15 protein-coding genes and 4 pseudogenes are annotated in these 19662 nt (G+C 33.7%); 7 read left to right on the forward strand and 12 right to left on the reverse strand.

Features of this window, described 5'->3' with window-relative positions:
• Window positions 1-630 (reverse strand): dicarboxylate/amino acid:cation symporter (locus ACZDYH_RS29350; protein WP_474887883.1); only part of this gene is annotated, 630 nt, incomplete at its 3' end.
• A 218-nt stretch (window positions 631-848) separates the two neighbouring features.
• Here ACZDYH_RS29350 and ACZDYH_RS29355 point away from each other — a divergent pair.
• Window positions 849-923: pseudogene (locus tag ACZDYH_RS29355) on the forward strand (IS6 family transposase); the annotation flags it as partial.
• Between the two features lie 31 nt (window positions 924-954).
• Window positions 955-1776 carry a peptidoglycan-N-acetylglucosamine deacetylase gene (locus tag ACZDYH_RS29360; RefSeq protein ID WP_474887885.1) on the forward strand — a complete coding sequence of 274 codons (822 nt, stop codon included), beginning with the start codon at window positions 955-957 and terminating at the stop codon, window positions 1774-1776.
• A gap of 593 nt (window positions 1777-2369) precedes the next feature.
• On the opposite strand, the gene ACZDYH_RS29365 is transcribed toward ACZDYH_RS29360, so the two are convergent.
• The 3 genes from ACZDYH_RS29365 to ACZDYH_RS29375 form a co-directional block, all read right to left on the reverse strand.
• Window positions 2370-3707: a hemolysin family protein gene (locus ACZDYH_RS29365; RefSeq protein WP_474887887.1), complete on the reverse strand. Its 1338-nt coding sequence runs from the start codon at window positions 3705-3707 to the stop codon at window positions 2370-2372.
• A gap of 894 nt (window positions 3708-4601) precedes the next feature.
• Window positions 4602-5156 carry a phosphatase PAP2 family protein gene (locus ACZDYH_RS29370; RefSeq protein ID WP_474887889.1) on the reverse strand — a complete coding sequence of 185 codons (555 nt, stop codon included), beginning with the start codon at window positions 5154-5156 and terminating at the stop codon, window positions 4602-4604.
• Between the two features lie 685 nt (window positions 5157-5841).
• Window positions 5842-7425: a YVTN family beta-propeller repeat protein gene (locus tag ACZDYH_RS29375; RefSeq protein WP_474887891.1), complete on the reverse strand. Its 1584-nt coding sequence runs from the start codon at window positions 7423-7425 to the stop codon at window positions 5842-5844.
• Between the two features lie 374 nt (window positions 7426-7799).
• Here ACZDYH_RS29375 and tnpA point away from each other — a divergent pair, with 374 nt between their 5' ends.
• Together tnpA and ACZDYH_RS29385 are read left to right on the forward strand one after the other, a co-directional pair.
• Window positions 7800-8204 (forward strand): IS200/IS605 family transposase, encoded by a 405-nt coding sequence (tnpA, locus tag ACZDYH_RS29380; RefSeq protein ID WP_474887922.1) that lies wholly within the window; start codon window positions 7800-7802, stop codon window positions 8202-8204.
• Between the two features lie 11 nt (window positions 8205-8215).
• Window positions 8216-9327 (forward strand): annotated as a pseudogene (locus tag ACZDYH_RS29385) (RNA-guided endonuclease TnpB family protein).
• A 135-nt stretch (window positions 9328-9462) separates the two neighbouring features.
• Here ACZDYH_RS29385 and ACZDYH_RS29390 read toward each other — a convergent pair.
• Window positions 9463-9654 (reverse strand): annotated as a pseudogene (locus tag ACZDYH_RS29390) (Rpn family recombination-promoting nuclease/putative transposase); the annotation flags it as partial.
• Window positions 9655-9836: 182 nt separating this feature from the next.
• Here ACZDYH_RS29390 and ACZDYH_RS29395 point away from each other — a divergent pair.
• The gene (locus tag ACZDYH_RS29395) at window positions 9837-10715 is read left to right on the forward strand and encodes a hypothetical protein (protein WP_474887893.1); all 879 of its coding nucleotides are present in this window, start codon (window positions 9837-9839) and stop codon (window positions 10713-10715) included.
• 326 nt (window positions 10716-11041) lie between these two features.
• On the opposite strand, the gene ACZDYH_RS29400 is transcribed toward ACZDYH_RS29395, so the two are convergent.
• From ACZDYH_RS29400 to ACZDYH_RS29425, 6 genes are all read right to left on the reverse strand, one after another.
• Window positions 11042-11347: an ArsR/SmtB family transcription factor gene (locus ACZDYH_RS29400; RefSeq protein ID WP_474887895.1), complete on the reverse strand. Its 306-nt coding sequence runs from the start codon at window positions 11345-11347 to the stop codon at window positions 11042-11044.
• 391 nt (window positions 11348-11738) lie between these two features.
• Window positions 11739-12488, reverse strand: a complete 750-nt coding sequence (locus tag ACZDYH_RS29405) for an ABC transporter ATP-binding protein (RefSeq protein ID WP_474887897.1) — start codon at window positions 12486-12488, stop codon at window positions 11739-11741.
• Window positions 12488-13294, reverse strand: coding sequence for an ABC transporter ATP-binding protein (locus ACZDYH_RS29410; RefSeq protein ID WP_474887899.1), 807 nt, complete (start codon window positions 13292-13294; stop codon window positions 12488-12490). Before ACZDYH_RS29410 ends, ACZDYH_RS29405 begins: the two co-directional genes overlap by 1 nt.
• The gene (locus ACZDYH_RS29415) at window positions 13287-14078 is read right to left on the reverse strand and encodes an ABC transporter permease (RefSeq protein WP_474887901.1); all 792 of its coding nucleotides are present in this window, start codon (window positions 14076-14078) and stop codon (window positions 13287-13289) included. Before ACZDYH_RS29415 ends, ACZDYH_RS29410 begins: the two co-directional genes overlap by 8 nt.
• Window positions 14072-15019 carry an ABC transporter permease gene (locus ACZDYH_RS29420; RefSeq protein ID WP_474887903.1) on the reverse strand — a complete coding sequence of 316 codons (948 nt, stop codon included), beginning with the start codon at window positions 15017-15019 and terminating at the stop codon, window positions 14072-14074. The genes ACZDYH_RS29415 and ACZDYH_RS29420 overlap by 7 nt, the downstream gene beginning before the upstream one ends.
• A gap of 3 nt (window positions 15020-15022) precedes the next feature.
• A complete protein-coding gene (locus tag ACZDYH_RS29425) occupies window positions 15023-16597 on the reverse strand; it encodes an ABC transporter substrate-binding protein (protein ID WP_474887905.1) in 1575 nt (524 codons plus the stop codon).
• A 104-nt stretch (window positions 16598-16701) separates the two neighbouring features.
• Between ACZDYH_RS29425 and ACZDYH_RS29430 the strand changes: the two genes are divergently transcribed.
• Together ACZDYH_RS29430 and ACZDYH_RS29435 are read left to right on the forward strand one after the other, a co-directional pair.
• Entirely contained in the window at window positions 16702-17451 is a 750-nt protein-coding gene (locus tag ACZDYH_RS29430; RefSeq protein WP_474887907.1) for a class I SAM-dependent methyltransferase, read from the forward strand.
• Between the two features lie 302 nt (window positions 17452-17753).
• Window positions 17754-17849: pseudogene (locus ACZDYH_RS29435) on the forward strand (hypothetical protein); the annotation flags it as partial.
• Between the two features lie 446 nt (window positions 17850-18295).
• Here ACZDYH_RS29435 and ACZDYH_RS29440 read toward each other — a convergent pair.
• Window positions 18296-19456 carry a Ger(x)C family spore germination protein gene (locus ACZDYH_RS29440; protein WP_474887924.1) on the reverse strand — a complete coding sequence of 387 codons (1161 nt, stop codon included), beginning with the start codon at window positions 19454-19456 and terminating at the stop codon, window positions 18296-18298.
• Window positions 19457-19662 lie beyond the last annotated feature (206 nt).

Consider the following 19662-nt stretch of genomic DNA (forward strand, 5'->3'; position numbering starts at 1 on the left):
TAGACCCATTTTACCAACGGATGAAGCGAGCAAACCAAATGTTCCAATTGGAGCTAATTTCATAACGAGATTAACAAGATACATCATTAATTCGTTGCCCTGTTCAAGTAATGAATGAATACCTTGAACTCGTTTTCCTAAAATAGCTAAACCGAGTCCGATCAATGCGGCAAAGATAATAATTTGTAACATGTTACCATCAGACATCGCTTGTGCTGGATTATCTGGTACGATATTTAGCAATGTATCGACGAAAGTTGTTTCGGTTTTTGCACCTTCATACTTAAGCCCTTCTGTTTTAAAATTACCGCCAGCCCCCGGCTTTATAATAAGCGCAAATGTAACCCCGATAGAGATGGCAACAGCTGTTGTTACGAGAAAGAATGAAATTGATTTTAATCCAATTCTTCCAAGTTGTTTCGGGTCTCCAAGACCAGCAGCCCCAAGTACGATAGAAATGAACACAACAGGGACAACTAGCATTTTAATAAGTCGAATAAACAATTGACCAAGTGGGTTGAATACATATTCATTCAATGGCTCAAAAATAGATGGAGCAGTTAAATTTAAAGTGAGTCCAACAACTAGGCCGAGAAACAATGCAATTAAAATGGTTTTTGTTTGCTTCAATAATATTCCTCCTTATTCCTATGAAATTACTTGTGATTTAATTATACTGAAAACATTACATAATAACAATGTATTCTGAAAATTACCAACAAAAACCATTATTCGAACTAGAAATATGCTCGAATAATTTTTTTATAGATTTGTGGGTTCTGTTGCAATATTTTCTAATCGAAATTAAAATGTAAGAAAAGTGATTCGAGGAGCACGGTACATGAGATATTAAAAAGAAAAAACAGTTTAAACAAGAAATTATTTTGGTAGCCGTCGGCTACTATTGTCGTTTTTCTTTAAACTTGTTATTAGGAAGAGGAAGGAATTTAAATCATGAAAAATATATTTCAGATCAACAAAATTCTACTATCAGTTCTAACGATTTTCCTAGTGTTCATTATTTATTTAATTTTTCAATCAATTAATTCAACCGCCAAAGGTGTAACAAACCGAGAGAATCCAATTCAACTTGCAAATGAACAACCCCAAATAGACATATATAAAACCATTCCTCTCCAATTTAATGGTCAAATAAGAAAAATTGCCTATCTTACATTTGATGATGGACCAGGAAAGTATACAACTGAGCTTTTAGACATATTAAAACAACATGATATTAAAGCAACTTTTTTCTTAACTGGTAAGAATGTAAAAGCATACCCTGATTTAGTAAAACGAAAAAAAATAGAAGGCCATTATGTGGGTATGCATAGCATGACTCATGATTTCAAAAAATTATATACAAATAGTGAATATGTTAATGAAATGATAACAAATCAAAATTTAATAGCGAGCATTATTAAAGAAAAGCCACAATTAACCCGACCTCTTTATGGTTCTATGCCTGGATTAAACAAAGAGCTTCGTAATAAGGTAGTAGAAGGTGGATTTAAAGTATGGGATTGGACAATTGACTCCCTAGATTGGACATATAACAACGTACCTGTAAAGTCGGCTTCTGTGAATATTACTCAAAATGTACTTATTAATGCAACGAAGTCTCAAGAAGTTATATTAATGCATGATATTCACCCTCAAGCAGTTGCAGCCGTACCAGCCATTATAAAAGGGTTAAAGGAGAAAGGATATGAATTTGAGGCATATAATGAAAACAATCACTTTCCTTTAAATTTTTGGCAGGATCCACGTATCTAAACTATACAAAGATATATAAATTCAAACCTCTACTTATAAAAAAACATTGAATGGCCCCTTATTTTTTCTACAAGGGGCCATTCAATGTTTTTTGCTTAACCTTCATTTCTAATGAATTAAACAATATTTTTTAAAGTGCAAGATAGAAAATAATCGAACTTTAGTTTGTAGCAACACTATTTATCGTTTTCCGACAGAAGACTCCTTCCTCAAAAATGCGAAGGTGTGAAACACCAATTTTAGGTGGGAGATGAATGTCGGTTGGCATAAGCCAACATATTTGCTATCATTTACTTGTACAGATTGCTCTTCGAAAACTGAAGATATGAGGTTGGTTGCAGAAAAACGTTGCAACCGTAAAATCTTCAACGTTCTATCGCCCCATGCTTGCCGAAGTTGCGAAAACCAAGCTAAATTAGGGAGTGTGGTGCGCCAACGTACAAGATACTTATGTTCTCACCGTAGGGACTACGGGTAGAGCCTGCTAAGATAACTGGTGGATACATCGGTGTTCGCAGGAATCTCCCACTTCAAACAGTCCGTTAGGACGTTAAGTGGTGAGTAGTTCAATCATTAAAGAATACAAACGGTAACTACTCTGTTACCGTTTGCTTAATTTCATCTTTTTGTTCATGCTCTTTTGCTTTTTGAATTTCTATTTTTTTAATATGATGTGAATCTTTATAAATAACTTTAAATTCATATCCTTCAGATTCAACAGACTGCCCTTCTTGTATATGATAATTCTGCATCAAGACCCAACCACCAATGGTGTCTACATCTTTATCATCTAAATGTAAATCTAACAATTCGTTCAATTCAATTATCAATACTTTTCCATCTACAATCTTATGGGTTGTACTAATATGTTGGATTGGAGCATTTTCATCTTCGTCATATTCATCTCTGATTTCTCCTACAATTTCTTCAAGGATATCTTCAATTGTAACAATACCTGCTGTTCCACCATATTCATCATATAATACGGCTAATGGAATACGTTTCTTTTGCATTTCTAACATTAAATCGTGAATCGGTATTGTCTCAATCACTTGAATAACTGGACGTGTATACGAGCGAATCGTATCAAATGATTTTGAACTCTTGTGTATATAGCGAATAAAAAAGTCTTTTACATTCACCATTCCGATAATTTCGTCTTTATCTTCCCCAAATACTGGATAACGTGTATACTTTTCATTTTGTATAGTGTTAATATGTTCCTCTAAAGAATTATCTACGTGTAAACCAATAACTTCTGTACGAGGTACCATAATTTCTTTTGCAATACGTTTATCAAATTCAAATATGTTATTTACATATTTATACTCTGCTTGGTTAATTTCACCACGCTCATAACTTTCTGAAAGAATGAGGCGCAATTCTTCTTCTGAGTGCGCTATTTCATGTTCAGATGCTGGTTTTAAACCCAATAACCCATTTAACCTTCTTGCTGATCCATTCAATATTTGAATAAACGGATACATGATTTTATAGAACCAAATAAGTGGGGCAGAGAGTAATAATGTCGCTTTTTCAGCTTTTTGAATCGCGAATGTTTTAGGTGCCAATTCACCCACTACAACATGTAGGTAAGTCATTAAAGTAAATGCAATTACAAAAGATAAAATACCTGCAAGAGAAGAATTTATATCCCATCTTTCAAATAAAGGATATAACAACCTCTCGATGGTTGGTTTACCTAACCAGCCTAATCCCATAGCCGTAATTGTAATTCCTAATTGACAGGCTGACAAATATTCATCTAAATTCGATGTTACTTTTTTAGCTGCTAAAGCACCCTTTCTACCTTCTATTACGAATTGATCAACTTTCGAGGTTCTAATTTTTACAATCGCAAATTCTGCTGCTACGAAAAACGCTGTAAGACCGATTAAAACTGCTACCATCACTAAATTCAATATTTCCAACTAAGGGATCCGCCTCCTATAAATAGCATTTATATATACTTCCAGTCTTCTTCATTTCCTTCGAAGAAAATCATCACATATTTTACCAGGTTTAGAACTTGAATGAATGTAGTGGCACATACGTTAAATTAGCAGCCCTCAGTACTCTATTTACAGCTTGTGTATGTTAATCTGAAATCATACCTTTTACACGTATTATTTGTTTTACGCGAGCTCTCTCATTAAATTCTAAGGACAATGTAATTAATTGAACTACTACCACTCCAAAAAGGAGAATACTATCAATCCCTATTAATGAAAAGGTCTGAAATAAGAAGCCACCCAGCAAACGTTTGAATCAATGTCGTCGCTTGACTGCATAATCCATTCATATAAATTTTCTTTTGCTCTTACGCCAGATTATCCAATCGAGTCTTCTAATAATTGAAGGTATCCTGACACATTATTCACTTATCCTGCAAGTGTATGGTTTAATACTATTTAATTTTGTTGATTATCTTATAATTTTCTAATCTCACTGAGTTGCATATTTAATTGTTGCATTTCCCAATGAACTTTAAACGACTTACTGCGGATTCATCGTAGTAACATTAAATTTTATTGAAACGCTTTGCTTCTAATAAGCCTAAATTCGCATAATAATCAACGGTTCTTTCCGAAATCTAAGCCAGCTCTGCCGCCTCTCCGATTCGATACCGGTTCCCAATGGTCGCCACCCCTTCACTTAAATTAGATAAATAATAGCATACAGAAAACCGTACAGTCAAACGTTATAGTTTTTATTTTCCATGAATTTTTATTCTATTCGAAAAGTTGTCACATTCTCTCTTTAACAACTAAAAAAGAGGTAGTATTCACTACCTCTTTTGATATTAAACTGTAATATTCAATTACTTAGTATACTAAACGCTGTAATATGCTTTGAATAAGTCTGATCTTCATCACATAATAATGTACGAAGAATGCTATTATTCCACCTAACATAATTCCGGCTAGCACATCGAACGGAAAATGTACACCAATCCAGATTCTTGATACAGCAACTCCACTAGCTGCAATAATGCACAAAAATCCAAACTGTTTTCGGTAGAACCAAATTGTAACAGCAATTACCAAGGCACACGCTGTATGATCACTAGGGAATGAACTATTAGCTGTGTATTCTAACAGTTGATTTACATCGTAAGAAACAAAGGGACGCTCTCGATAAAAAAAGAACTGAATACTTTTACTAATTACGACAGTTAAACCAGCTGCTAACAAGGATTGAAAAACAATTTTTTTGTTTTTAGAACCCAAAAATAAAAAGAAACCTAAAATTAAAACAAAAGCAAGCGGAGAATACTTTGATAATCCAACCATTACATTATCGAGTAATACATATTTGTTAGCATTTTGATTAATGTAGTCAAATAATACATAATCAAGTGAAGAAAATCTATGAACCATCTTTACCTCCCAAAAGCTAAAATGAATATATCCAATATAATTCAAAATGAAGAAATGAACAAATAAAAAAATTTGTAACGTATTCCCCGAAAGAATTCTCCTTCCTCAAGCGTGTGAAGGTCGTAGTCCAACAATAGGTGGGAGATGCATTTCGGTTTGGCATAGCCAAAAAACGTTTGATAAACTAGCTATATGAAGTTCTTTGATAACTTGATATAGGAGGTTGATGGAAGTTTTCAATTTATACATGCTTAACAATGTTTCCATTAACTACATTGTATATTTATATTGGTATGACATTAGGCGAGCACTGGAATGAAGCTGGAGTTATTATGGAAGAGTATACAATACTTATTTTAGGGATGGTTTTAGTTATAATCTTTACAATTATTATTTATCGTTTAAAGAAAAGACAATCCAAAATTTTATAGAACTTAGAAGAGGTATTAGTGTAAAAGATTAACTGCAGGTATGTTTTAATTTATAGAAGTTCAATGTGAACGACTCATTTGTTACTTTTCTGCTACAACTTTACCACTTGCATTTCTTGATTTTTCATCCATAAAAGTAAATTTTCAATATCAATGTACATTCTAATCTTTTAAATATTACACCTCAATACAAAATCCAATGATATCCTCAAAATTAGCAAAAAGGAGTACCATTACAGTACCCCTTTTAAATTCTATAAATTTGTATTTACTCCTACTCCGAAAGGATTTGCACCAACCGGAATTGTAGCTATTACTGTATTTGTTGCTCCATTTATTACATTTGTAGTAGCACTAGCTCCATCCGTAATATAAATTAAATTCTTTATAGGATTTACAGCTGCACTTATTGGACCTGCACCAACTATGATTGTAGCTATTACTGTATTTGTTGCCCCACTTATTACTGACACAAGATTACTATCCCGATCTGGAACATAAATTAAATTCGTATTTGGATTTACTGCTGGTTGGTCAGGTCCGGAACCTACAGGGATTGTAGCTATTACTGTATTTGTTGCTCCATTTATTACTGAAACAGTTGCAGCATTGAGGTTAGCAACATAAATAAGATTCGTATTTGGATTTACCGCCACCCCTGCAGGATTTGTTCCCACTGGAATTGTAGCTACTACTGTATTTGTTGCTCCATTTATCACTGACACGTTATTACTTGATGTATTTGTCACATAAATAAAATTCGTATTTATATTTACTCCTACTCCTGAAGGAACTGTTCCAACTGAGGTTGTAGCTATTACTGTATTTGTTGCCCCACTTATTACTGACACATTATTAGAGCCTTGATTAGCAACATAAATAAGATTCGTATTTGGATTTACTCCTATTCCTTGGGGAAGTGAACCAACTGTAATTGTAGCTACAACCGAATTTGTTACCCCATTTATCACTGACACATTATTACTTGTTACATTTGTTACATAAATAAGATTCGTATTTATATTTACTCCTACTCCTGAAGGACCTACACCTGCTGTAATTGTAGCTATTACTGTATTTGTTGCTCCATTTATCACTGACACATTATTACTTGATGTATTTGCCACATAAACCAGACCTACTGCGGTTGGGCCTGTTGCTCCCGTTGTTCCCGTCGCTCCTGTTGCTCCTGTTGCTCCTGTTGCTCCTGTTGCTCCCGTTGTTCCCGTCGCTCCCGTTGGGCCTGTTGCTCCCGTTGTCCCCGTCGCTCCCGTTGGGCCTGTTGCTCCCGTTGTTCCCGTCGCTCCCGTTGGGCCTGTTGCTCCTGTTGTTCCCGTCGCTCCCGTTGGGCCTGTTGCTCCTGTTGTTCCCGTCGCTCCCGTTGGGCCTGTTGCTCCCGTTGTTCCCGTCGCTCCCGTTGGGCCTGTTGCTCCTGTTGTTCCCGTCGCTCCCGTTGGGCCTGTTGCTCCCGTTGTTCCCGTCGCTCCCGTTGGGCCTGTTGCTCCCGTTGTTCCCGTCGCTCCCGTTGGGCCTGTTGCTCCCGTTGTTCCCGTCGCTCCTGTTGGGCCTGTTGCTCCCGTTGTTCCCGTCGCTCCCGTTGGGCCTGTTGCTCCCGTTGTTCCCGTCGCTCCTGTTGGGCCTGTTGCTCCCGTTGTTCCCGTCGCTCCCGTTGTTCCCGTCGCTCCCGTTGGGCCTGTCGGACCTGTCGGGCCTGTTGGGCCTGTCGGACCTGTCGGGCCTGTTGGGCCTGTTGGGCCTGTTGGGCCTGTTGGGCCTGTTGGGCCCACAGGAGGAATCGGGAACGCACAAGGAAAATGAATTTTTTTAAATCGATTCAAACTATTCACCGCCTTATTCGAAATCTGTTACTCTATAATAAATTCAAAAAAAAAGAAAAATGATACACAATTTTTTACATTTTCTCAAAAAAATTATATGTTATTCTCATTGATTAACGAAAGTTCCAAATTAGCCTAAAATTAACCAAAAAACGATTCATTAATACAATATCTTACACAAAAAAACTACACACTCAAAACATCACTTATTTTTTACATTTAACGTATTTCCCGAAAGAAGTCTCCTTCCTCAAGCGTGTGAAGGGCGTAGCCCGACGATAGGTGGGAGATGAATTTCGGTTTGGCGGAGCCAAAAGGCTTTGCTTTTCATTTCCCCTCTGATAGAATCAGTCTTATAAAGAATAAAGGTTGGTATATCAACGAAATTAGATAATAATAATCATTCAGTGTTCTTACTATATTATCACCTTGTATTGGTTGTGAAATACAGAAGAAATGTGTTCAATGATGATATATCAGACTATGCAAAAGACATGTTTGTCAGGTTATCTGAGAATTACAACATAACATTGGTAGAGTGGAATCATGATGTAGACCATGTTCATATTTTGTTCAAGGCTCATCCGAATACAGAAATGACAAAATTTATTAATGCTTATAAAAGTACAAGTTCTCGACTCATCAAGAGAGACTTTCCACGAGTGAAAACGAAACTTTGGAAAGAGATGTTTTGGTCAAGAAGTTTTTGCTTATTAACTACTGGCGGTTCTCCAATAGACGTAGTAAATAAATATATTGAAAATCAAGGTGAAAAGTGAGGTGAAATGATATGACAAAGCACAATAAAGCATATAAATTCCGTTTGTATCCAACAGAAGAACAAGCATATCTTATGCATAAAACCTTCGGTTGTGTACGTTTTGTGTATAATAGAATGTTAGCTGAACGAAAAGAAGCGTACGAAAAATACAAAGATGATAAGGAGCAACTAAAGAAACAAAAGCCTCCAACTCCCGCGAAATATAAAGCAGAATTTGAGTGGTTAAAAGAAGTGGATTCATTAGCTTTGGCAAATGCTCAAATAAACTTGCAAACTGCCTATAAGAATTTCTTTAGTGGTCAAAATGACTTCCCAACATTCAAAAGTAAAAAAGACAGAAAGTCTTATACAACGAATGTAGTAAACGGAAATATTATATTGCTAAATGGTCATATCAAATTGCCAAAACTGAAAATGGTACGTATCAAACAACATAGAGAGATACCACAAGATTATAGAATCAAGTCATGTACGATTTCTATGACTCCTACGGGTAAATACTATGTGTCCATCTTGACTGAATATGAAAAAGAAATTGTACAAAAAGAAGTAAAAACAGTTGTGGGGTTAGACTTTGCGATGGATGGATTATACGTTAGTTCTGAGGATGAGAAAGCCAATTATCCTAATTTCTATCGTAACATGTTAGACCGATTAGCAAAGGCACAACGAGTATTATCAAGGCGCAATAAAGGTTCTGAGCGTTGGCAGAAACAACGTATTCGTGTAGCTAAGTTACATGAGAAAATAGCTAACCAACGTAAGAATTTCCTTCATCATGAGTCTAAAAAGTTAGCTACTCATTTTGATGTCGTAGCTATTGAAGATCTAAACATGAAAGGAATGTCGCAAGCACTTCATTTTGGAAAAAGTGTCGCTGATAATGGGTGGGGTATGTTCACTTCTTTCTTAGCTTATAAACTAAACGAACAAGGAAAACAACTTTTGAAAATAGACAAATGGTTTCCTTCCACCAAAACATGTAGCAATTGTGGAAATATAAAAATATGACTTTGTCTGAACGAATTTATTCTTGTATATGCGGTGTAAATCTCGATAGAGATTATAACGCAGCTATCAATATCAAAAATGAAGCAATACGCCTATTAGCGTTAGGATAAATTACAATAACAAAACCTTTGGAACAAGGGAGTTAGCTCGGCTGTCTAAGGACAAATTCGTTAGCTATCAAAAGTAATGATTAACCGAGAAGCCCCCACTTCAAACAGTCCGTTAGGACTTTAAGTGGCGGGTAGTTCACTTCCTTTTTGCTCTGCATAAACAAACTTTGTTGCCTCATCCATTAAAGCCTTTTCTCTCGCTTCATATGCTTGATGGAAAGAAGAATCTTAACTTATACGTTCTCATATATTCATTACTTTTTGTAATATTGGATCTTGGTTCATCGCACTATCCTCCAATGTTTGGGCTAAATGTCTATCTTCATTCAGATGACAAATATAGATCATGAAGCTAAAATTTATCGTTATGCAAAATTGCATTTCGTTTTCAGTTGATAACCATTATCATTGTAACTATAATGGTTTCATGATAGGTGATATAGTAAATTATATATTAACTAAACCTAATTATGTTTTTAAATACAACATGAATGGAGATGTTCTAGGATATGAAAAAAATCATTTTAGCCGGTGTATTAGGGATTACAGCACTTGCGGGAGCAAATTTACCAGGATTAGAGGCAACAAAAGCAAGTGCGGCTGTTGAATCAAATATGTCAACCATTGAAGGTCGTGTAGTAGAAGTTGCAGGAAATACTATATATATTGAAGCAAAAGGATATAATACGAATATTGACAATGATAGTCGTTTTAGTATTACTACAACTAACTTTAATCCTGATATAAAAGTTAATGAGTATATAAAGGCCACTGGTGCAATGATGCATAGTTTTGCAGAGTATATGATTGCAGAGTCTGTTGAAAAAGTTGAAAATAATTCTACTTTAAATCGTGAAATAAAAAACAAACAACTGGATAACGTTGTAGTAAATAAAAATAGCGAACAAAAACTTTTAGCGCAACTAAAAAAACGTTCTGGTACAGTGATGAAAAAATCCGAAGACAGCATTGAAATTTCAAGTGGTAACGATATTATTCTTGCTCATGTTAATCCTAAGACACTATCAAACATTAATATAGGTGATACTGTAAATGTTTATGCTAAAGCATTTGAAATGGAGCCTATTCTTTTAATGGATTTACCTCTCGAGGCATATAATGCAATTGTTCAGAAGGGAAATGAACAAAACATTTTAGAGAATCAATACAACAAAATCATAGGAAATGTAATACAAAAATCCGAGAATTCAATTGTTGTTTCAAGCAACAACATAACTTATGCAGCTGAGGTTTCATCCGAAATATTACAAGATATTAAACTAGGTGATACAGTGAATGTTTATGCTGCATCTTTTGAGAGTAGTCCTATTTTACTACCTAATACTCCTGTGGATGCTATTTCTCCAATTATCGAAAAACTAAATTAGTGTTCAACATTCTCTAATTTTATTAATTTCATTCAAAAACACTCCTAAATAACCTAGGTTTGTCTTTAAAATATTTTTTCTAACAAGTTTACAGGCTTTGATATAAGTAGAAGTCATATACAACTTTTCTACGTTGCACAATCATGTAGCATAATTCATAAAAAATGAAACCCGATTGGGTTTCATTTTTTATGCAAACCTTTAAATATATTAAACCGAATATTCAGAAAAAACTCAAGTGAAATTAAGCTTTTATAATATTAATAAGAAAGAATAAAAATATTGTGAACGAAATTTTTATAGAAACTTCTTATTTTACTTATGTTTTAATTAAGCTTCGAAACATTGAGTATTTTTACAATTTCATCTGCCTTTGCATTGTTAATGGAGTAGTACACTTCTAACCCCCTTCTTTCAGCACGTAGAACGTTCCTTTTTAGTCTAATTAGATGTTGAGATGTTGTGGATTGTGGTATATTCAAAATCTCTGTTAATTGAGTTACATTTAATGTTTTCTTATTAGTTAATTCGTTAATTATCTGTAATCGTAATGGGTGTGCCATTGCCTTTAATAGTTCAATATCATCTTCGGGAATCTGAGTATCAATATTAATATCTTGAATTCTATTCATAATATAACCTCACTTTCTAAAAGAATTTTTATTTGCAATATACATAAATAATGATCAATTTGTTTTATACGATATTAATTTAATTATATACTCCGAATATGTTTTTTAAGTAGATTTTATGTGTGTTTATTATTAGCTTATTGTAAATGTTTAAATTAGTCTCTCGCATTTAGAAGGAGGAAGTAATAGAAAGGTTAATTAATTGTTGAAGTAATATTTTCTGTAATAATAAGTTTCACAATAAAAAAAAGAATCTGCGTAAATTGGGAGATCCTTTTTTGTTAAATTATTATTTTAAATAAATTTTTTATTGTTATACTATTCCAGAGTACGAGCACCTAATAAACCATAAAACTTAATTTAATAGACTATTAAATTAAGTTTTATTTTTTTAAATAATTGTGGTTGCTTCAATTAATTTTTTTGTATACAAATTTCTGTCTTTATGCTCCGAATCTTTTGTTAAAAAATAATCTATGTTTTTTCCATCTTTAAGTACTAGTACCTCATCGCAGAATTCTAAAACAAGCGATATATCATGTGAAACAAAAATAATTGATAGTTGTTGTTCTTGCCCTATCCTCTTTAATAATTGTAAAATTTTCAACTGTGTTGTCATATCCAGACTGGTAACTGGTTCATCACATACTAGAATGTCTGGATTAGCCAACAATGAACGTGCAATACAGATTCTTTGTGCTTGTCCACCACTTAATGAATTACTGTTTCTAATTAAAATGTCAGGTTGCAAATCTACTTTTTCTAATATATCTAAGATCTGTTGTTTACGTTCTTTGCTATTAAGAGAAGTAAAGTTAAGTAGTGGTTCTTCTAAAACCTGTTTAATAGTTTGGTTGGGATCTATTGAAGAAATTGGTTCTTGAAAAATCATTTGTAACTTTTTGCATATCCATTTTCTATCATAAATTGTTGCATTAATTATTTGATTTTGTAATCGTACTGTACCACTTGTATAGGGATGGAATCCTGCCAAAATTCTTACCAATGTACTTTTTCCACCTCCAGACTCTCCTACAATTCCTAACTTTTGGCCTTTTTCAAGTAAGAAGGAAACATTATCAATTACTTTTTTTCCTGAATGTTGAATTATTGCGGAAATATTTTTAACTTCTAATAACATCAAGACGCCCCTTTACTGTTCAAAAAATCGGGAACCTTTTCCCATAAATCTTGTGTATAACGATGTTTTGGTTTTGCTTTAATGGTAGCGAGTGTTCCTACTTCAAGTATTTCACCATTCCTCATCACTGCCACTTTATCTGCGATTTGATTCACTAGTCGTAAATCGTGTGTAATAAATAAAATAGACATTTTATATTTTTCTTTTAACTCTAATAGTTTACGAATAATTTTTTGTTGATTAATTGTATCTAAGGCGGTAGTTGGTTCATCTGCAATTAATAAACGAGGTTGCATTAACATGACCATGCACATCATTACTCGTTGATTCATCCCACCGCTCAATTGAGAGGGATATGAATCTGCAATGTTTTTAGGATTAGAAAAATTCATTTCTAATAAATGTTGTAATATCTCATTTTCCGCTTCTTTTTTTCCTATCCTTTTTATGTTCTTGAGCACCTTTATCATTTGGCTACCAATCTTTAAATATGGATGAAGTGCTAGGGTAGGATGTTGATAAATTAGTGCCATTTCGTTCCCACGAATTTTCTGCCATTTCGTTTCAGGAAGCGTAGTTAAATTACCTTTTACATTTTCAAATAATACAGTACCTTCTATTTTTATTTTTCTTTTATCTAATAATCCCATTATTGCACGAGCAGTAATGGATTTTCCGCTCCCTGATTCGCCAACTAAGCAAAAGATTTCTTCTTTACAAATATTAAAAGAAATGTTTTTTACAAGTATATTTTCTTTCAACTTGATGGAAAGCTGTTGTACATCAAGTAATATTTTGTCAGTCACTAGACTTTAGCCCCTTTCCAATAAAATAAAATAACATGACAAAGATGGTAATGAAGGTAGCAGGAATCAAAGTGATCCATGGTGCAATTTGAAAATAGCTTTTTCCGTCAAGTATCATCCCACCCCATTCTGGTAGTGGTGGTTGTGCTCCTAACCCCAGAAAAGATAGGCTAGATATCATAAGAATAATAGTTCCCATATCTAAAAAAAATAGTTCACGAATAATAGGTAATGTGTTTGGTAATAGGTGACGATAAATCAACTTGATTCCAAACGTTCCACTCAACTGTGCAGCCAGAATAAAAGGTTGACTTCGTATGACAATTGACATATTGCGTACAACCCTTGCATATTGAACCCACCAAGATAACATAACTGCCAGTAACGTATTAACAAACCCTGGGCCTAGAAGTCCAGTAATAGCAATAGCTAAAATTAAATTCGGTATAGAGCTAAAAGAATCCATAATAGCAGTCATTATAGCATCTGTTTTTTTACCAAAATAACTACTAATGAGACCAAAAATTGTTCCAAAGATTGAAGACATAACTAACACAGCAACAGGGAAAAGCAAAGTATATGGTGCTCCGTAAACAAGTCTGGTTAATATATCTCTTCCTAAATGATCCGTGCCAAACCAGTGGATTAAATTTGGTGATTGTAGTTTCTCTGTTGCACTTACTCTATATGGATCATATGGAGTAAATAGAATTCCGAGGATTATTGCAATAATCAATAAAATAATACAAATTGTTGGGAGAAACCATGTTGTCCTTTTTACCATATTGTTTTCCCCTTTTCAAAATTTTGACGTGGATCTACGTGCCTTAATAGCAAATCAATTAACAAATAAATAAACATTGTAAAAAAAGACATTATTAATGTAAATCCAATGATAACTGGATAATCCCTAGCAGAAACTGCGTGAATAATATAATTACCTAAACCTGGCCAAGAATAAATGGTTTCAATTACGATGATTCCTCCCCATAAGCTACCAATATGGGAGGCTATAACTGTTAAAAATCCATGGATACAGGGGAGGAAAAGTATTTTCCCGTATAAAACAAGATTTTTTAAACCAAGTGCTTTAGCTGCTTCGAAATATACACTTTCCATTATGTCACCTATTATTCGACGGTATAATGGAACAGAGATTGCACTAAGGGGTATACAGGCGGTCAAAACAGGCAAAATAAAATGTACCCACGTATTGTTTCCGTATACAGGAGTAATCTTCAAATGTATAGAAAATAATAAAACTAACAAAAGCCCAATTAAGTAACTTGGTATTGATGATAGAATAATAGATATAGTACTAATCCATCTATCCAATCTACTACTATTATAAATGGCTGCATAAAATGCTATAATAATCCCAGTGAACGATGAAACAGTTAACGAACAAGCAATTAATACAAATGTATTACCTATTCTTGAAAATATCTCTTTTAGGACGGGCAGATTTGATTGATAGGAAACGCCAAAATCTAAATTCACAATATTATTAGCCCAGGCTACATATTGGTTCAATAAAGATAGATTGAGACCAAGTTCTTCATTTATTGCATTCAATTTTTGTGTATCTATATGCCCCCCTCGTTTTAATAGTATGACCATTTCAGGCGAACCCGGAATTATACGAACTAATGCAAACAAAAAAATACTGAGGAAAAATAGTGCTAAAAAGATGATAAATAATCTACTTAAAATAAAACGCCACATCCTCTACTTCCCCCTGGTTAATTTATTCCAAATTACTGGATCATCAATGATTGGCCCCCAAGTAAAGCCTTTGACATTATCACGATGTACGAAGATATCATTTGGATAAAAAAGAGGCACAGTAACAGCATTGTTATGCATATACGAAAATACTTTATCATATGCTACTTGGCGTTCATCTTTAGTTACAAGTTTACCAGCATTTATAATATAATTTGATAAAGTTTGGTCTGTGTAAGCTACCCCTTTTTTATCATTATTTACTACAAATAGAGAATCTAAGAAGCCTTGTGGATTAAGACCATCGGCATAAGTCCTATATAATAACAAATCATAATCCTGTTTTTTCCATAAACTATCATAATAAGAAGTTTTCTCCTTGTTAACTAGTGTAATATCAATTCCAACTTCTTCTAAATCACTTTTTATAGTTTCTGAAATCTGTTTCCATTCTGGAAATTCTTCGGTTTGAAAAGCTAATTTAAGCTTTAAAGGTTTATTATCTTTACTATATCCACTTTCTTGCAATAATTTTTTTGCTTCATTTAGGTTATATGTGTATTCTGTGCTATTTAATTCTGTAACAAAAGGTACTGTTTTTGGAAAAAGCCCTTTTGCTGGTAAACCGTTCTTATCTAATACCGTATTTGCTAAACCTTGCTTATTGATTGCATAATTGAGTGCTTGTCGAACTTTTAAATTCTTTAAAGATTCTTTTTGATTATTGATTACAAGAAAATAGCTCATTGTACCAGGCTTGGATTCAACTTTATAATTTTTGTTAGATTTAAATATATTTAAATCTTCGTATGAAATTTTGCTCATTTCTCCTCCTGCAATCTGGACACTTCCTTCTTGCAATGCTAAGGAACGGGTTTGGGCATTGGGAATAACCTTCCATACCATTTTTTTGTTTTTAACTGTATCTTTCCAATAATGTTTATTAGGAGTTAGTACAACTTCACTATCTTTTTGGTAAGAATGAATTTGCCATGGCCCAGTACCAATTGCTTTTACAAATTTGCCATTCGGATTCCCCTGAGGCTCGACAGAATTAGAACTCATAATTCTAAGTGGACGAGCTGCTGATAACTCATTAAGTATTAAGGAACTGGGCTCAGAAAATGACATTTTAACAGTATAATCATTTACTTTTGTAGCTGTTTCTAAATTTGATACTGTTTTTAACCATGCATGCTCCTTTTTATCTTTCCATCTATTAATAGAGAATAAAAGTGCATCTGCATTGAATTTAGATCCGTCAGAAAATTTGACATCATCACGTAAATGAAAAGTATAACTTTTCCCATTTTCTGTAATATCCCATGATTTAGCCAATGCGGGCATTATTTTTCCTTTTTCTCCATATTCGACTAAAGGTTCATATACTGCGGTATACAATGACATATCTCCATCATAAGAAGATGCATCTAATTGATCTGCACCACTATCAGATGTTACAGCCACCTGAATTGTATCCTTAATAGGTTTAGGTGTTGTTGAACTATTTTCACTACATCCCGATAAAACAAATACTAGCAAAGTCACTAAAAATAAATTGGTAATTTTTTTTTTCATTTCAAAACCTCTTTCTAAATTATTGTTGCAAATCGTAATGATTACGATTATCATATTGTGGTAGACTTTAGTTTGTCAATAATTTTTTTACACGGAGGTATACTATGCAGGAAGTAAATAAACATCAAAAGTATTGGGATAACAGTGCAGAAATATATGATGTTATTATTCAAGAAGAACTAAATGGATTTAAAAAAGAAGCTTGGCAGCAAATTTTATCAGAACATATAAAAAAAAGAGGTCGACTTAGAATTCTAGAAATTGGTACAGGACCAGGTTTTTTTGCTATTCTATTATCTCAAATGGGACATGAGGTTACTGCTATAGATTTTTCAAAACAAATGATTCAGGCTGCACGAAAAAACGCTCTACAATTAGGGGTTTCTGTAAATTTTATTCACGTATTGAATGATTCAACTTTTAATGACAGGGATTCATATGATATTATCATTTCGCGTAATGTAACCTGGACGTTTCATTTTCCAGAAAAAACATATAAAGAATGGTATAGATGGTTAAAGAAGGATGGGCAATTATTAATTTTTGATGCAAATTGGAATATAGCATTAACAAAGGAAAGTCATGCTGAATCAAATCAGCGAAACATTGAGAGGGCCATTGAACTAGGATTTCCAGTGTATAATGAAGAAACATTATTTGCCGAAGGAGATACAATTGCAAAAAATCTTCCATTGACTTTTGCTATGCGACCCGAGTGGGATAAAGCTGTGCTATTTCAGTTAGGATTTCGAGATATTCAAATACGAGATGATTTTCATAAATTAATTTATTCAAAAACTGAGCAAATTGCATATGAATTTACACCACTGTTCTCAATTAATGCTACTAAATAAACTAATTTTTGTAATTAATATACCTAATTCTATAAAATTTTAGGCCAAGAAGACTCCTTCCTCAATGAACATGAAGGCCACACTCTAATGATTAGGTGGGAGATGAATTGGCTTCGGACAAGGGATGGCTGAAAGCCATCTTAATTGTTCGATAGCTATTAAATTATTACTTGACAATTTGTCAACTGAATCATTAAAAATCACAATGTTATCGATATAGTAGATTTGTAAGTATCAAATCTATTAAAAATAATTAGTAAAGTATCCTAGTCACCGTTTTGAATTATGTTGGAATATAAGCTAAATGGGACTGCCCTTCTTGTGGTACACATCATGATAGGGATATTAACATAAGTATCAATTCAAAGAATGAAACAATAAGGCATCTAACCACATGAACTGAAGAAATCAATACTGCCGTTAAAGCCCGCACTGAATTAACTTATTTCCTGAAAAAGTTCTATTTATTCAAGCGTGTGAAAGATATAGCCCAACGATAGATGGGTGATGAATGTTGATTTGGCGTAGTCAAAGCCTTTGGGTAAGCTAGCTATATGAAATTCTTTGATAACTTGATATAGGAGTTTGCAGGAAGAAAATAGAGTGCGAAAACAAGCCATTTGGTTCCTGCGCAAAATATCAACCGTACCAAAAGAGCGTCCAAGCATTGGACATCTAGAAGTGGAACACCCTGAAATAACGCTCAGAGGATCGAAATGTTACTTTCGTCATGGAACTGAGAAGTTCCCAATTCAAGCTTTGGTAAATGGCGAGTAGTTCACGGAGCAGAAACACCATTAATATCGTACAACGTATGCTTAATTAGGTAACGACTCAATTCCCCTTATTTCACTCTCTTCGGTAAAGCTGAACCAGAATGTTCAATTACTGGATGAACATAAACATTAATGTCAGCATTACTAAAATAATTTTCACCTTGATCCCAATTCTTACTTATTTTCTTCCATTCTTTATAATTATTCCGCTTATATACTTCTCCTAAAGCTAATACATCCACCTTATATTTTTTTTGAACAAGCTTTATTGATTTTTGAATCCTTTGCTCCATTTCTTTTGAGATATCCCTCGTTAAGCTTTTTTCATTTATAACTTCTTTATGATTACTAAAATGCAACTCCGCCAAAGTACCTTCGAGAAATAAATGAATATCAAACTTCGGTTTTGTAGTATTTTCCGTATATACTTTAATCTTCCTGTGCAATTTATGAATTTCGTATGTAATAAGTTGATTCTTTTTACGAATCGTAAAAAAACCTCCTATTTTTTTACTAATCACAAAGTTCATTCCCACTGTTTGTTCTCCGCTTAACATTCCAACGCACTTGTTATCCTTCCCACGAAATAACGCAGCCCCGTCCATTTCTATCCCTTGTTTTGTTGGCCTTAAGACCGGTAGTACAAAACTTCGGTTTGAAATTATCTTTTCCTGCACTTCACCAATTCTTGCTGCCTCAACCATTTGAGCATTTTTTGGGGGATGTTCAGCTAGCATATCAATATACTGTGCAGGTAAATTTTCTGGTTTTGCACTTTGTTTCAAGAGAGCTTCTGCATTTTTCTCAGAAACAAACAGACGGATGTTTCTTCGCATTTCATGATCACGAATATACACATCTAGCGTATTTTGTAAAATATTTGGATTCGAGAGTAATTCTTCAGAAAAAATAATTACTTGTATATGTGGAAAAAATAATTCACGACTAATTTTTTTAGCAATAATTCTTATTTGTTCAAATACAGTATCTGCTTTTGCGCTCACATTAATATAATTATTTCCTGCACCTTTTCCACCTTGCTGCGTTAACTTACTGGGAAGTACCATCTGGTATGTTCCTTTCATAATAGGATTTGATTTCTTTTCTTTAACAATATCGTAAGCCGCACCTACTACAAATCCTCTTTCTTCTATCTCTGCTAACTCAGAGCAACCACTGATAGACCCAACTAAAAGCGTAATTGTTATAATTCTAAGCAGACATTTCATTTCCACCATTCCTTCATCTCATATATAGTAAAAAGCAGTAAAGGTACTAATATAACAAACCTCATATCTATACACACAAAATCAAAATAATTACACTATCTAAAAAAGTTTACATAGCAATATCTCTTAGCATAGAAGATACAACTATACCAAGAATAGTTGTTGATACCACAAAACCAAGTTCCCAGAACCCAATTTCCTTACCA

The organism is Bacillus sp. EB V-12 (genome assembly GCF_056158125.1).